Here is a 15,166-nt window from a genome sequence, read left to right as displayed (position 1 = left end):
TATAAGCGTTTATAACTCAGCATACCTAAATGAAGAGTTCTCTTTAAGAAGTAGTTTACACGTAAAAAAATACAGAGGAATAAGTGCCCAAAATGTATACAAATAGGAAAACTCGCTGCCAAAAGCCGTCATTACACACCCAACTAAAGGCATTGCAATGCCCAGAAAGTAATAAGCTCTGCTTTTATAAAGCCAACCAAATGGAATGAAGTGAGAGCCAAAAAGAATGGCGAAGGCAAAAGGGAACCAATTTGGGACTAATTGAAATACTAAGATTAATACTGGCCAATATAAAAATTGGGCGCATGCTAACACCGTCCCTAAGTTTGATAACGGGGGGTGTTTAGCAAATGGATTGACTTTGAACATTTTTGAGATTAGGAAGGCTATTGGGAATGTACTTCCGGTTGCAAAAATCACCATGACCAAAGCTTGTCTTTGCGGCATAAAATGAATGGCTAAAGTACAAAAGCAAATTACCATTAAACCTGCAAATGGGAATCCTATCCCTTTTTTAGTTAGGTTTATTAATTCATCTCGGTTGTCCATAATATCTCCCTGAGTCAGCCTTTTGCTCTCTCTAGCCATTGGGTATTAACCTTATCGTACCTCTGAAATTCGCTTTCGGTTGCTATGTGTCTGTAAAGAACTTGCTTATCAATGCCCTAGTTGATCGAGTAAGTCCATTACTTCAACGCTGGCATGTTCCATTTGGTTAAGCTGTTTTACTGCGCCTTGAGAATCGCCTGCTTTAAACTTTTTCATTGCTTCTACACCAGCTCTATGGACTTCTTTATGCGGAGCTTCTAGGCGTTTAAACGCGTTGTGACCGCCAAACTTTTGGGCGCCATCGCCACTAAACCACTTGCCTAAGCGGCACATCGTATGATCGGCAAAGTCGCTGATATTTTTATGGCTATTGCCAATAATAACGTTGTATACGTCTCCTTTCCAAACGACATGATCGAGCTTTACTGTCTGGATAAAAGTTTGAGTGGTAGAAACCAAAATGGTGTCTTTCATTGAATCACAACAACTTACAATCCCTTCGTATTCATCGTTTAAGTGTCCAATACTGTCAGATAGCGTGATATTAGACGCTTGAATTTCTTCTACAGCACTCACGGTTGTGTGAGTTGTATCGATGATTTTTTTGACTAAATCGGAGACTTCGTTAGCGGATTCATTGGTATTGGTTGCCAGTGCGCGTACCTCATCGGCGACAACCGAAAAGCCACGGCCAGCTTCACCCGCTCGGGCTGCTTCAATAGCAGCATTAAGCGCTAGCAGATTCGTTTGATCTGAAATTTTTGAAATCGTCGTAACAAAGGTATTAATGCTATCTGCCATCTGCGATAGGCCAGAAATATTGGTGGTCATTCTGTCCATATTACCGCCGAGCTGCTCCATTCCCGTGAGTATTTTACGCAATGCGGTTTCAGATTTAGAAAAGGCGGAGTTTACTTGCTCAATTGAATGGCTTTCTTCTTCAATACTCATAAAGCTCGCAAGAACGGTTTCGCGGATCCCTTGCACTTGGCTTAACCCAGTCAATGCACACTGCAGTAGTTGATTGTCAGTATTATCATTGAGCGCAGCTTGTGAGCTTACAACTTCTTGTTTTAACGACTCATTTTCAGCAACTAATTGCGCATTCGCATGTTTTAAACTGGCAATCTCTTGTTGCGCGGCTAATAAGGCTTGTTGGGTTTCATTGTTTGTAAATAGTTTTGCAAACACGTTATTTTCCCTTGTAACTTGATATTAACGCAAGCTTAGCAATCATTGGAAAATAGTGCTACTTCTTTAGCTTTTAAAAAAGCTATAAATTTAGAGAAGTTAGCGTAGAATTGTAATTGGATTTTGGTGCGCTGAGCGTCATTGAAATTTAACCAATAAAACAGTGCTAAGTGTTATCCTCGAGCACTAGATCTGAGTGATTTACCGCGCTTATCGCCATACATATGCTCATCGGCTTCGTGGATGATGAGATCAGCTTGTTTAGCTGGGTCAACTTTGACCATTCCAATACTGACGTTAATTTTGTAATCGTGTAATCCCTTTAATAATGCCGCTCTTACTTCGTCTGTATCCGGAAGCACTGCATTAATATAGGCAATAAATTCGTCTCCCCCGATACGAAAGCTGTAATCTAAGCCAAAGTAATCTTTCATATTCTGCGTAAACTTAATCAAAACCTCGTCGCCAATATGATGGCCATAGTTGTCATTCACTTGCTTAAAATTATCTAAATCGAGGTAGAGTAGCCATTGATCATCAAAGCGATGTGTTTGCAAGCCTTCAAAACATGCGCGACGACTACCCACGCCTGTCATCGCATCATGGTCAGCTTCATACCGCATCCGCTCCTCTAACAATCTTCTTCTCTCTACTTCTTTTTTTAGCTCTGTAATGCTGGCTCTTTTATTGGTGATCATGCAGTAAAAACCAAAGCTGATGAGTAAAAAACCGATATTTTTCAAAGAAGTGTCAAAGTTAAGTAAGGGAATGGAAAAACCGTCGGTGAAATTATCAATAATATCAAGGAGTAGGCCCGCACAATACACAAGTAGGGCAATGCGTAAGAACGAATTTGCGATTTCTCTGGTGATCAAATTGAATAAAGTGAAAGAAATGCCGAACCAGAACAACTCTTCGTAGCTCTCGTATTCGTAGTGACCAATATAGTACATGTAGCCACCAAAAAAGATGATGGCTATCCATATTACTAAGGGAGGTAACGCGCGTTTGATCAAATTACTTTGGCTTCTGGTGCTTCAGTTATCTTTAGTTATAGTTAATTGAACTTCAGAAGCAAGCCACTTATGTGTTTAATTCAAGTGCTTGAGCAATCATAAATAGATGACTAACAAAAACGAGAGAAGTCAGTACTGTTCGCATTTTTTGATAGTCTTTATGATAGTCACTCCAGCGGGATGAACTGCGCTCTATAAAATATACGAGCCAATATGCGATAGCGAGATAGAGAAGCAACCATTGTGGTGCTGCAATACTAAGTAGGGGGTAAGGGATCACGACAATCACGGCCAGTATCGCTTGTTTGTAGGTTTGCTCTCCTGCACGCCATAAACTGCCGGCCATAAAAGCTAGAATCCCCAGACTGTAAAATTGAAAAGCATGAAGCACGTCACTCGATGCACCTGTCATTAGCGTCCATGCGATACAAGCCAAAAAGGGAATAAAGCCAAAGTAACCAAGTTGAATATGATTGAAGTACGGGTGCATAGTCACGCTCTGCTGTAGTTAATTGCTGGGATCATACCGTAATTATCTTATTTTTATACTCTTATGCTGAATTAGTTGATCACTTATAAGAGAGCTATCAGTTTTTCCGATTACAGTGATTCAAACAATCCATTTTATTTAATCAGCACTTCCCCTTATCTTTGTACTCAAGCCAAGGCGAACAGTAATCGCCAACATTATTTAAACTAAACAACAGTGAGGAAAGCGATGAGCACTTCATTAATCAATACTAAAATTCAACCATTCAACGCAACTGCATACCATGGTGGCGACTTCGTAGAAGTTTCTGAGCAAGACCTACTAGGTAAATGGTCAATCGTATTCTTTTACCCTGCGGATTTCACATTTGTATGTCCAACGGAGCTTGGTGACTTAGCTGACTACTACGCACAGCTACAAGAAATGGGTGTAGAAGTTTACTCTGTATCGACAGACACGCACTTCACGCATAAAGCATGGCACGATGCGTCAGACACTATTAAGAAAATTCAATTCCCAATGATTGGTGACCCGACAGGCCGTATTACTCGTAACTTCGGTGTAATGATCGAGGAAGAAGGTCTTGCACTTCGTGGTACTTTTGTTATCAACCCAGAGGGTGAAATCAAAGTTATCGAAACGCATGACCTAGGTATTGGTCGCAGTGCTAAAGAGCTAGTACGTAAAGTACAAGCTGCTCAATACATCGCATCTCACGATGGTGAAGTATGTCCAGCTTCTTGGCAGCCAGGTGAAGAAACACTCGCACCTTCACTAGATCTAGTTGGCAAAATCTAATTTGTCTGGGGAGTGCGGCATGCACTCCCATCTCAACCATCTAGATGAATCAAATTCATCGTTTTTGCGAATTTTTACTGTAGTTTCTGCAGAGGGTTACCTTATATGTTAGACAACCAAATTAAAACTCAACTACAAAGCCATTTTAGCTCTCTACAACGTCCGATTGAACTCGTCATTACCGTTGATGACAGTAAAAAATCGCAAGAGCTAAAAGGGTTAGCACAAGACTTAGCGTCATTGAGCGACAAAATTACTTTATCTGAATCAATTGAAGGTGAACGTATCCCACAAATGGTGGTGCATGGTGTTGAAACAAAGAGCGAAATTACGTTTGCTGGTGTTCCTATGGGACATGAGTTTACCAGTTTGGTACTTGCATTATTGCATTCAGGCGGTCATGCAACTAAAGCATCGGCAGACGATCTCGAACTGATCACAAATATAGATAACGCATTGAACTTTGAGGTTTACATCTCACTGAGTTGCCAAACTTGTCCGCAAGTAGTGCAGGCTTTGAATCTCATGGCGGCTGTTAACCCAAATATTACCACCACCATGATTGATGGTGCTTTGTTCCAAGAAGAAGTGGAGTCACGCAACATCATGGCCGTGCCAACCGTGTACTTAAATGGTGAGCAATTTAGCCAAGGCGCAGTGAGCCTGAACGATATACTACTCAAATTGGATAGTAAAGCTGGTGAAAAACAAGCGGCATTACTTAACGAGAAAGACGTGTTTGACGTGCTGGTTGTAGGTGGCGGCCCCGCTGGTGCATCAGCTGCTATCTATGCTGCTCGTAAAGGGTTAAATACAGGGGTAGTTGCGGAGCGTTTTGGCGGCCAAGTTGCCGATACTTTGGGTATTGAGAACTTTATTTCAGTGCAAAAAACTGAAGGCCCTAAGCTGGTTGCACAGTTAGAAGAGCATGTTAACCAGTATGGCGTTGATGTGATGAAGAACCAGCGTGCAGCGGCAATTAACAAAGGCGAAACCATTGATATCACGCTTGAAAGCGGTGCGGTATTAAGGGCCAAATCTTTAGTATTGGCTACAGGTGCACGATGGAGAAGCATGAATGTACCCGGCGAAACCGAGTACAAGGGTAGAGGCGTAGCATATTGTCCACATTGCGATGGTCCGTTATTTAAGGGGAAATCTGTCGCGGTTATTGGTGGCGGTAACTCGGGTATTGAAGCAGCTATCGACTTGGCAAATATTGTTGAACACGTCACGGTATTAGAATTTGCCGATACGCTTAGAGCTGACGAAGTGCTGATCAAAAAGGCGAAAAGCCTTGCCAACATCACCATTATTAAAAACGCACAAACCACAGAAGTAGTTGGAGATGGTAGTAAAGTAACGGGTCTTAATTACATAGACAGGGTCAGCGGTGACGCTCATTCGTTGGCACTGGCTGGCATTTTTGTACAAATTGGACTTGTACCAAATACTGAATGGTTAAAGTCGAGTGAAGTTGCTCTTAGCCGCTTTGGTGAAATCGAAATTGACAGCAAAGGTGCGACAAGTCTAGCGGGCGTTTACGCCGCAGGCGATGCAACCACCACACCGTTTAAGCAAATTATTATTGCGATGGGTGGAGGAGCGACAGCAAGCTTAGGCGCTTTTGATTATCTAATTCGGTTAGGGCAAGACGACGAGCAAGCTGCTTAATTACTCGCATTACTGGAAAGAATCATTGCAACAATACACCCATGCAATGCTCCCAAGCCACACTCTAGCAGTGTGGCTTTTTTTGCTTTGATTTCGAAGATTCATCGCTGCGTAAAGCAGCTCCTACTCTAACGTGTAGAATACGCTGTGGGAGACGATTTACCCGGCGAGAGGTTACTAGCCTAGCTGAGTGGATTATCTTCCGGTGAAGAAACACAAGATCGTTGCGTAAAACAGTTCCTTCAGTCCTACTCGCTACCAACGCGTTGTAATGGCGCTGCCGATATAAACTGCTCAAAATGTTCACACCAAATAATAGCGCTCTGAAACTGGGCCAGATCGACTTGGCGATATTTACGCTGCACGAACTGCGAAAATTGGTTTATGTTAGCAATTTCCACCATGGTGTGTTTTTGTACTTTAAAGTCGGCTTCTGTCTCTATAAAGGTTTTGGCGAGGTAAAGCCGATAGTCTGGTCCTGGGGCTATCTCGCCCACAAATGCAATGTGGTTATCCGTAAAATAAATCTCACCGGTGGCGTAGTGCAACGCGTCTGAATCTTTAAGCTCCTTTTTGAATTGGCCTTTGTATGTTGCGGCTTTACTGATTGCCAGTATTTCTGTGTAGCTAGCCGCCGGAGGTTGCGTCATTATCGGTAAAGTGTACACACCCATAATAAATCCTGTGATAAACACTACAATGAGCAATAGTAACGTAAATAGCGTCCGCAAAATCATTTCCAAGTAAGCAGTAAAGTCAAAGTATAGCCAAATTATAAGGCTCTAGCAGGAAAATCGACTGCGTAAAAAGGGTTGTTTTTAATTTTTTTGATAAGAACAAAGTGTTCTTATTAAATGTAATTTAGTACCCAATGTAGATAAAACTTTACACAGAGTAGCGCTTTCTGATTGTTAATTATTAGGGAATAAAGTATTTCAATTGTTTTGATTATTATAATAGTCAGAGTAAACAGGTATTTAGGCCTGAATTATGGCGTAAAGGTGTTTTTTAATCTAACTATAAAGTATTGAATGTAATTAATAATCTCATCTATTGTTATTGATTTTCGCTTGGGTAAAATGCCTCGAATTCGAGTTGATGCTCACAACAAAATTAACTTGGATACTTTTTTGTTACAAAAATGAAGGCGAGCATGCCATGGACGTGCAATAGCTTATTAGTTGTTAAAAAATGACAGCGTTGTTTTTTACTGCCGAAGTACAGTGGCGTGACCAAGATAAGTTGTGTTTATCAACGAGTAAAATCTTAGTGCGCTGGGCAAGACTGAATTTCGTGTGATAAGCAACAATAGATTCTCGCTCATTCTAATCTTAATCGAAGTGGCGGCGGTCACTTCTCTAATACGAGTAGAAGAAAATGAAAAACTCTATGTTAACAGTCAGTATTGCCATGGCACTTGGCATGGCAGCATCGAACGCATTTGCACATGGTTATATGGATAGTCCAAAGGCAAGGCAAGCTATTTGTGAGGAGCAGGGCGGATTTTGGTGGCCAAAAGATGGAAGCAATATCCCGAACGCGGCATGTCGAGCGGCCTACCTAGTGTCTGAGCATGTGCAGTTTATTCAAAAGCATGAGTTTGCAGCGAATGTTTCTGACTATTTTAATCTGCAAGCGGTACAAGCTACTGTTCCTGACGGACAACTTTGTGCGGGTGGCGACAGAAACAAAGCGGGTATGAATATCGCATCGAGTGAGTGGCAAAGAACAGCGATAACGCCAGATGCTCAAAACCAAATTAAAGTGAGATTTCGTGCAACAACGCCTCACAACCCTAGTTTTTGGCAGTTTTATCTCACCAAACCGGAGGCGGATATTCAGTCAGCGCCCCTAGCGTGGCAAGATTTAGAGTTAGTGCAAGAGTATGGCAATGTAGACTTCTTCGTCGCACCAGACGGTAAGCGCTATTATGAAATGCAGGTTGCGGTGCCAAGTAAATTTAGCGGAGATGCTATCTTGTATACGCGCTGGCAGCGTGATGATGTTGTAGGTGAAGGCTTTTACAATTGTAGTGACGTCACTATAGTGCGTGATACTACACCGACTGAGCCGGTAAGTTGGACGTCTGCTGGGTTCTTTATTAAACCCGGTCAACAAGTCAATGTAGGCGATACGGTATGGTTACGCGTGTTTGATGGTGATGGTCAAGAGTTGGTACAAGAAAAACTGTCGATAACACAAAGCAATATCAATCAATGGACTGCGCAATTTGCTAGCACACTAAATAATAATCATGCGAATACGCTGCAAATTGGCGTACAACAAAGTGACGGCAATATTGTATTTGATGCTGCGCAACTCGCTGCTAATCAGCTGTTTGTAAGTTTTCCCCAGTACACTTTTAACCTTTCAATTCTAGCTAAGCCACAAAACCGCGCCCCTGTGGTTCATACCCCCGCCGATATCACGCTAAAAGAAGGCTCAAGCTCATCACTTCATGTTCATGCGTTTGATGATGACAAAGATCCACTCACCTTTGCATGGCAGATCCCTGTGCCATTGAGTTATAGCGGTAGCGGTGCAACTATCACGTTGGCTGCGCCTGAGGTTCAGCAAAATACCGACTATCAGGGGCAAGTCACCGTTTCTGATGGCACGTTTGAAAAAACCGTTAGCTTTACCATCACAGTGACTAACCAAACCGCACCACCAAGTGGTGACACATGGCGTGCCGATCAAGTTTATACCGCTGGCGATACCGCAGTGTATCAGGGCAAAAGCTATCGCGCTAAATGGTGGGTAAAAGGCCAAAAGCCCGATCAAAGTGATGCGTGGGAGCTGGTAGATAAGTCTGATGGCAGTAACTCATGGAGTGCTAATAAGGCATACACTGGCGGCGACAAAGTGAGTTATCAAGGCGTTGAATATCAGGCGCGCTGGTGGACGCGCGGTCAGCAACCAGACACTAACTCTGTGTGGCGTAAGCTTTAATGTAAAGCACCTCTAACAAAGCACTGGCAGATATCGCTGCCAGTGAGATCAAGTTTTCAATGAGTTACATCATCTAACACTGAGCAAAATGTTACATCAGCTGTTGTGGTTTGATTTCAATATTAGCACTATCAGAGCTTACCCATACTTCGCCATCTTGAATGGTAATAGTGAGCTTGATACTACGATCTGCTAACTGAGCTAAAGCCTGAGTCGCGCTATAGTCCAAGCTGAAAATGCTCAGATTCTTAAAGTCGTATAATTTAGGCTGGTGTTTTTGCCACCAAATCGCCTGATTATTTTCGCCATAAGTATAGAGGACCACTTGCTTTGATTTATTACACGCTTTCTTAAGGCGCTTTTCGTCAGGCAGTCCTAGTTCAATCCAAAGCTCAATCTCTTCGCTGTAATTCTTAACCCATAGTTCAGGTTCATCATCAGCGCATAAGCCTTTAGTAAACTCAAGTCCCTCACACGCATTCAGTGCATAGGCAAGTAAACGGATCATTAACCGTTGTTCGTTTTCAGAAGGGTGTTGAGCTAGCGTTAAATTAAAGTCTTGGTAAACATGTCTGTCCATATCACTGAGTGATAGTTGGGCTTTAATGATGGTGGATTTGAGCGCCATAAATTTGCTTAAAAAATTTTTGCGCTAGTATAGCGGGTTGAAATAACAATTTACAGAAGGCTATTGTGGAAATGAAACACAGCCTCGCAATGAGACTGTGCTTATTTGAATTGCTTAACGCCCTAGCAGCTAATTGCAGTTATTTGAGATATCCAAATATTGGGCAAAGACTCTTTTAGTTTGCTTACTTGAGCACAGTCGATATTTGGGTTTCCATATATACTTAAATACTTCAGATTGGTCAAATTGAATAGCGGCGACAGATCTGAAATGTTGGTATAGTTCAACTTTAAGCGGGTAAGTTCGGTGTAATCTTTAAGTGAACCATAGTTTGTCAGCTTGGTATTATCCAAGTCCAAATAAGTTAAGGTAGTAGGCAAGCCAAAAAGCGCGAAGTCATATACGGTTTGGCTATTTGTATTTAACTCAAAGGAGGTCAATGATTGAGGCAGTGTAGCTTTAGCCGTTAGTTCACCCGTGAGGCTATAGATATCTAGACTCTGTAAGGTGTGGAGCTGAGCTAAGCTAGGATCACGTAACAACGAACTGTCAACTGAGCCACTTAGTGTTAAAGCCTTAATTGCTTCAAACTGTGTAATTCCATTTAATGATTCAATTGCTGAGCCATCGCAAGAGAGTGAGGTATTACGGACAGCATCTTGATACCTCTGATCTACAATACACTGTTTAAGTGCCGCATCTGTAATTAAGCTCAAATCGACCGGCTTCATAATACAGTTAGAGTTAGAAAGATTTGTTGTTACACCATCGAGAGATTTTAATAGCTCCTGATCATTACAATAAATGGCACTACTTTTTATTTCAAGTCTTTCCAGAGTGTTTAAACTGGCAAGCATGTCAGCTCTAAAAAACTCGGAAAAGTTGCCTAATGTTAATGACTTAAGTTTAGTTAATGATGCTACCTCTGAGATATCAGTCGCCTGAGAATAGTCAATAAAGAGAGTTTCTAAGTTTTCAAATTGAGATACATGGGTGATATCTTCTAGTTCTGTAAAGCCGCCGAGCTTTAACGATTTTAGGCTCGTGTTTATACCTAAAGAGTCAAGAGTTGTGATTTTTGTTTCATTACTATAATGGTATTCTTTTAATAACTCAGCTGATTCGAGCGCAGGAAAGTTAGCCAAGTTGACCATGTTTGAATATCGGTTACTTTTTACGTTTAATGTCTTTAAGTTCGGTAACGTTGCCTCATTTGAAGCCTCAAATAAACTAACTTCTAGGTTAAGTGTTTCTAATGCTTGCATTTTACTTAACGTATCTAGTGCAAAGTTTGAGTAATCGCTGTAGACGGTGAGGTTGCGCATATTTTCAAGCTCAGATAATGCGCTAAAATCCGCGCTACTATCCAATTCATGAATGTACAATTCGGTTAGGCTTGGTGTGAAACTTAGCCAGCCTAGATCATTAACGTTACGTAACTGATCGAGCTTCAATGATGTTAACTTCTGCATCGCTTGTAAAAAGCTAAGAGAAGAAAGGTTTAACCTCTCCAAAGACAAGGATTGAAGTTCCGTAAAAGTTGATAGCTCGCCGGCGTTATCAACGCTTAAATTGTTCAATGACAAAGATGTCAGCTTCGTATTACCACTGATGTCCGCGATATCAAACTCAGCATCACTATAATAACGACTAAGGCCTAGTTTTTCCAACTCACTAAACTTTTCTAAGAATGAGAAATCTTCAATCTGCGTTCTGTTGAGTACGAGTGTTGTCAGATTTGTTTTAGTTTCTATTGCCGTTGAGTCAGCGGCTTCAATATTATCAAGTGTTAATGCTGTGAGGTTAGGTATAGAGTTTAAAAATGACAGTGAGTCCAGATCGTATATATATGTCAAAGATAAACTTTGCAAGTTACTAAAGCGTTTTAGAGTATTTTTATCATCAATGTTTAGAGTACGTAAAGCCAAACGAGTGAGCTTATCACTTGGAAGTTGACTAAGCTTTATAGTTTCATATTGGTTACTTTCGTTGTCTATTTCAAGCGTATGAAGCTGTGCAAAGCCTGATAAATCTAACAAAGAAAAATCTAGGCGCTTACTATAATTATTACTTTCTTGGGCTTCAACAATAGACAACGACTCAAGTGTATTGAGCTTACTAATTTGTTCTAAATGTGCATCATTATTTGAGCTGTTCTGGACTGCGGCAAACGCGTTATCGAGCTTTAACGCGGTGAGCGTAGAAATTTGAGCTAATTCTTCGAGATTATCCAATTCTGCGTTTTTAATAGATACCGTAGATAAACCACTAATACCAGAGAGCCCTGCTAATGTTGCAATTGGGTAGTCTTTACAGTCAACAACTGAAATACCTACGTCTTGATGTGTATCTGATAAACATTGCGCTAGCGCTGCGTCTGAAATCGTTAAGCTTGAAAGTGGAGCGTAAGCATTTAGGTTGACAGTTAATTCTTGTGAGCTTGCGCTTCCTTTATCGTCTGTCGCAGTTAACTTAAAAGTTAACGTGGTCGCTTCATTGATGTCAGGTGCACGAAATTCGAGCGTTTCGTTATTATCGTTGATCAGCTCGACAGTTGTTCCTGCCGTTTGCTCCCACAGCAAAGTTTCAATCGCACCATCTTCATCTGTTAAGGTGGCAACGGCTGTGATTGAGTCTCTTTCCATTGCTGTAATTGGTGCCATGCTTGCAATTACAGGGGCTTTGTTAGTAGGTGTGATTGGTTTGTCACTTCCAGTATCATTGCTGTCGCTGCCACTTCCACCGCCACATGCGACTAAAGTTGATGCAAGCAATGAAGTTACGATTCCTTTGTATATAGCGCTTTTGATCATCTTGATATCTTGTTTTATTGAATAGTCAGAAAGCGCAGAAGTGTACTTTATTTAGATACTAGTTTCCAATAATTACACATGGTTTCTAGCAATGGTATAGCTCTGTGCTCTAGATATGGACTTTAAAAACGAAAAATCAATAGACTAAAAGGAAGCAGTACATTTTGCTAGAGCCATTATAACTCATTGATAATTAAAACGAGAAGCGAGGCTATATAGCCTCATTGGTTGGAGAACAAAATAATAAGGACGAGTGAATAACGGAATAAGCGTGTTGTTTAATCAACGTTTGCGATTGCCGATTCAATGCGGTTCTCGCATAGAGTCGTGCCAGGCAGAGTCGCACAGTATTCGCCAGCTTGCTCGAGCCCAATGCGCTGAGAATTGCGAGCTGTAATACGAGCTGTAAGCTGTTCGATTTCAAGCGGGTCTTCAGACACAGCTTTAAATGCACTCAACCTTTCTATTTCGTCATACACTAAATCTTGATAACTTCTGAGTCTGGCGGACAGTGCAATATAGCGGTTAGGTATTGCTGTTTGACCAGCATAGGCGAGATCATAATGGCCAGAATCCTCATAGCTTTCGACTTCGTACTTTAAAACGTTTAAATGTTCGTCTTTAAGGTCGTCGACATAATCACCACCGTCTAGTAAGTAGCTAAATAGATTGTCGGCATATGTAATACAGGGAGTTAGGTTATCTGTTTTGCAGTGCATGGTGCCATTTTTACTGAGTCTAGCGAGTTCCGGCGTCATACCTCCATCGGTATTCACCTGAATCGTATAGACGGCATCTTTGGTTGCCTCTTGAAATACTTTGGTTTTAGTAAAAGTTTTACTGAAAAATAGAAACTTCACTTTGATTTTGGTCTGAAACCATTCGTATTTTGTGCGATCTTTAAAATGGAGCTTTGCGGTAATATAGATACGAGAACCAAGTTTGATATTGTGAATAAAGCTATCACCACAGCGGTTTCTTACCTGAGTTGGATCTGTACTGAGCAGCTCGACAAAAGCGGGTTTGGTGGTTCGATTTTCAAAGTTATAACTTCCTTTTTCATAGGTTAACTCGACCGCTGAGGCAGCTGAATTTCTATTTTTGGTTACTTTCCTGCGCATGGAAAACTTGGCTGAGCCACCAAAAATAACTAAGTTGATACCAGCCTTTACACTACCTGTAATAGTATTGATCATGGTGTCGGAGTCAAAATCGCCACGATAAGCCAAGTCGCCCATGCTACCACCTTGAAATTGCCACTGACCATCGAGGCACGATTCAAGCGGTATGCCTAATTCCTGTTCAAATCCCTGTCCGAGTTGTTCATGCTCAGTATTTAAAGAGTAATAGGTATGTGCATTTGTATAGAAGCTTAACAGGCCACAGAGCACTATTAATATGGTTCTTAAGTGCATACATAAATTCCTGTAGATGGTTTACTGTGGAAAAGACGTGGAAGTAATAATTCAATATTCTACTGTTTATTACTTGCCACGCCTCAATTGGACTAATTGAGTCTTAGTGTTTTTACGACACACTAATTTTCAAAAGCGGTTCCATAAGTTGGCAGGGCTGATTTACATGGTAGCCAAACCATCACGCCCGCAGCAGGGTCATTTGCATCAACAAAAGAAGGCGCCCAGCCCAACTGTCTAAACCCAAGTGATACATGATTTTCTTCAACCCCAAAGTTTGCTGTTGCTTCTCGGGCATTTTCACATTTGAAGTATTGCGTCATGTTATCAGCTGGTATATTCAGATCGGCAAGCGTGTAGTTTTGTATGCAGCCGACGCCACTACCACTACAGGTATTTAGGTAATCGTTCCACGCATCTGTACAAGCTGTACCATAAGGATTATCGCGACAAACTCGAGCATATTGCTCATAAATCCATGCATTGTTGTAAGCCGCTTCTTGTACACCTTCTGCTTTTTGACGTTGTACATCCGTCATCCAACTAGCGTATTGCGCAAGTACACCACGCGCACGGTGTTCATGATTAACCGACTTTTTGAATTGATCTTCAAGCCATAAAGTACGGTAAGTGGTTTCAAAGCGAATATCTTTATTACCTGAATCTAAACGACGTACATCTTGTGAGCTGATCTCGTAAGGCGTAGCCTTGTAACGCACTACGTTGTAATCAGATAATGCATTAAACTGATTACCAAAATCGTTCTTCGCATAGTTCACTGCTTGCTCAAATAAAGTAAAGCAAGGCTCGTAGTTATCGAGCGAACAAGTGATAATATTGTTAGGGATTATGCTGAGAAGCTGTTTAGGATCACCGCCTTTTTGTAAGGCTCTGACGGTAATGCGCACACTTTTCTTAAGGTCTTCGTCGATATAATTAAGCTTACCATCGACGCTAATACCAATATTACCAGCACCGTAACTTACCCCTAAGTAACCACCAATCTCACTTTTGTGCTGCTCACTTAAGTATTCAATTTTCATGTTAATGAGTAGCTGTGCACCGTATTCAATCTCACTGATAAATCCATCGCCAGCCATGCTCATTAGCTTACTTTGGTACTCATTTGCTAGCGTATTACCTGACGGAGTCAAGGTGTAACCAATGTTGGCATCCGCTGGCATAAGTACACGTTTTTTCGGTGTTAATGATGCTTGGAAAGTATAAGTATTAGAAAATTCAGTCGAGGACATCTCTTTGGCTAAGTGACCGCCAGCTTTCACACGAATGACTGGAAAGCCAACATCAACATCAACATTACCATTGAGTTGACGGAGCACTTCGTCATAGCTGCCATTGTTTACTAGTTCAAATTGCACACGGGTATTACCGAGAGTTTCAACAGTTTCCCCTGCGACAGTTTGAACATTCAAAAAGCGCTTTTGGTCACTGTTATAAGCCGTACCTAGTACAATGTGATCGTTCATCAATCCAGGGATTTCGCTCTGAAAAGTATTTACATTCTGTGCTTTTTGCATTAATTCCGCTTCTTTCACAAAATTGGAATCTGCGAATGCGAAAGATGTAGTGCCGGCAATAAGTGCCGCGATAGTCTGTTTGTATAAGTTCATGTTGCCACC

General features: G+C 41.4%; 12 protein-coding genes. 3 read left to right on the top strand and 9 right to left on the bottom strand.

Annotation, left to right across the window (positions count from 1 at the left end; translation table 11 throughout):
* Window positions 1-9: 9 nt before the first annotated feature.
* From L1271_RS11285 to L1271_RS11270, 4 genes are all read right to left on the bottom strand, one after another.
* Window positions 10-588 (bottom strand): DUF7010 family protein, encoded by a 579-nt coding sequence (locus tag L1271_RS11285; protein ID WP_235367890.1) that lies wholly within the window; start codon window positions 586-588, stop codon window positions 10-12.
* Window positions 589-657: 69 nt separating this feature from the next.
* Window positions 658-1,740 (bottom strand): methyl-accepting chemotaxis protein, encoded by a 1,083-nt coding sequence (locus L1271_RS24850; RefSeq protein WP_010607417.1) that lies wholly within the window; start codon window positions 1,738-1,740, stop codon window positions 658-660.
* 173 nt (window positions 1,741-1,913) lie between these two features.
* Complete coding sequence (locus L1271_RS11275; RefSeq protein ID WP_010607418.1) at window positions 1,914-2,693, bottom strand: GGDEF domain-containing protein; 780 nt, start codon at window positions 2,691-2,693, stop codon at window positions 1,914-1,916.
* Between the two features lie 130 nt (window positions 2,694-2,823).
* Window positions 2,824-3,246 carry a DUF3429 domain-containing protein gene (locus L1271_RS11270; protein ID WP_235367889.1) on the bottom strand — a complete coding sequence of 141 codons (423 nt, stop codon included), beginning with the start codon at window positions 3,244-3,246 and terminating at the stop codon, window positions 2,824-2,826.
* A 228-nt stretch (window positions 3,247-3,474) separates the two neighbouring features.
* On the opposite strand from L1271_RS11270, the gene ahpC reads away from it, so the two are divergent.
* Window positions 3,475-4,044, top strand: a complete 570-nt coding sequence (gene ahpC / locus L1271_RS11265; RefSeq protein WP_010377859.1) for an alkyl hydroperoxide reductase subunit C — start codon at window positions 3,475-3,477, stop codon at window positions 4,042-4,044.
* Between the two features lie 105 nt (window positions 4,045-4,149).
* Window positions 4,150-5,718 carry an alkyl hydroperoxide reductase subunit F gene (gene ahpF, locus L1271_RS11260; RefSeq protein ID WP_235367888.1) on the top strand — a complete coding sequence of 523 codons (1,569 nt, stop codon included), beginning with the start codon at window positions 4,150-4,152 and terminating at the stop codon, window positions 5,716-5,718.
* A gap of 248 nt (window positions 5,719-5,966) precedes the next feature.
* Here ahpF and L1271_RS11255 read toward each other — a convergent pair whose 3' ends face one another.
* Window positions 5,967-6,392: a DM13 domain-containing protein gene (locus L1271_RS11255; protein WP_235367887.1), complete on the bottom strand. Its 426-nt coding sequence runs from the start codon at window positions 6,390-6,392 to the stop codon at window positions 5,967-5,969.
* Window positions 6,393-7,095: 703 nt separating this feature from the next.
* On the opposite strand from L1271_RS11255, the gene L1271_RS11250 reads away from it, so the two are divergent.
* Window positions 7,096-8,670, top strand: a complete 1,575-nt coding sequence (locus L1271_RS11250) for a lytic polysaccharide monooxygenase (protein WP_235367886.1) — start codon at window positions 7,096-7,098, stop codon at window positions 8,668-8,670.
* A 91-nt stretch (window positions 8,671-8,761) separates the two neighbouring features.
* Here L1271_RS11250 and L1271_RS11245 read toward each other — a convergent pair whose 3' ends face one another.
* The 4 genes from L1271_RS11245 to L1271_RS11230 all read right to left on the bottom strand — a co-directional run bounded on the left by L1271_RS11245 (window position 8,762) and on the right by L1271_RS11230 (window position 15,157).
* Complete coding sequence (locus L1271_RS11245) at window positions 8,762-9,298, bottom strand: YaeQ family protein (protein WP_010607423.1); 537 nt, start codon at window positions 9,296-9,298, stop codon at window positions 8,762-8,764.
* A 122-nt stretch (window positions 9,299-9,420) separates the two neighbouring features.
* Entirely contained in the window at window positions 9,421-12,111 is a 2,691-nt protein-coding gene (locus tag L1271_RS11240; RefSeq protein ID WP_233525273.1) for a leucine-rich repeat domain-containing protein, read from the bottom strand.
* A gap of 278 nt (window positions 12,112-12,389) precedes the next feature.
* On the bottom strand, window positions 12,390-13,526 hold the full coding sequence (locus L1271_RS11235) for a hypothetical protein (RefSeq protein ID WP_102058518.1): 1,137 nt from the start codon (window positions 13,524-13,526) through the stop codon (window positions 12,390-12,392).
* Between the two features lie 122 nt (window positions 13,527-13,648).
* Complete coding sequence (locus L1271_RS11230; protein WP_102058519.1) at window positions 13,649-15,157, bottom strand: hypothetical protein; 1,509 nt, start codon at window positions 15,155-15,157, stop codon at window positions 13,649-13,651.
* Window positions 15,158-15,166: the final 9 nt, after the last annotated feature.

This window comes from Pseudoalteromonas sp. OF5H-5 (assembly GCF_021530695.1).
Lineage (GTDB): Bacteria > Pseudomonadota > Gammaproteobacteria > Enterobacterales > Alteromonadaceae > Pseudoalteromonas.
Note: the sequence above shows the minus strand (reverse complement) of the source record. Positions and strands in the feature narration are given on the sequence as shown.

Bases quoted from the DNA above. Each gene is read 5' to 3' on its own strand.
- ahpC (WP_010377859.1), top strand. From the start codon at position 3,475: ATGAGCACTTCATTAATCAATACTAAAATTCAACCATTCAACGCAACT.
- L1271_RS11235 (WP_102058518.1), bottom strand. From the start codon at position 13,526: ATGCACTTAAGAACCATATTAATAGTGCTCTGTGGCCTGTTAAGCTTC.
- L1271_RS11275 (WP_010607418.1), bottom strand. From the start codon at position 2,693: ATGTACTATATTGGTCACTACGAATACGAGAGCTACGAAGAGTTGTTC.
- L1271_RS11285 (WP_235367890.1), bottom strand. From the start codon at position 588: ATGGCTAGAGAGAGCAAAAGGCTGACTCAGGGAGATATTATGGACAAC.
- L1271_RS11250 (WP_235367886.1), top strand. From the start codon at position 7,096: ATGAAAAACTCTATGTTAACAGTCAGTATTGCCATGGCACTTGGCATG.
- ahpF (WP_235367888.1), top strand. From the start codon at position 4,150: ATGTTAGACAACCAAATTAAAACTCAACTACAAAGCCATTTTAGCTCT.
- L1271_RS11255 (WP_235367887.1), bottom strand. From the start codon at position 6,392: ATGGGTGTGTACACTTTACCGATAATGACGCAACCTCCGGCGGCTAGC.
- L1271_RS11240 (WP_233525273.1), bottom strand. From the start codon at position 12,111: ATGATCAAAAGCGCTATATACAAAGGAATCGTAACTTCATTGCTTGCA.
- L1271_RS11270 (WP_235367889.1), bottom strand. From the start codon at position 3,246: ATGCACCCGTACTTCAATCATATTCAACTTGGTTACTTTGGCTTTATT.
- L1271_RS11230 (WP_102058519.1), bottom strand. From the start codon at position 15,157: ATGAACTTATACAAACAGACTATCGCGGCACTTATTGCCGGCACTACA.
- L1271_RS11245 (WP_010607423.1), bottom strand. From the start codon at position 9,298: ATGGCGCTCAAATCCACCATCATTAAAGCCCAACTATCACTCAGTGAT.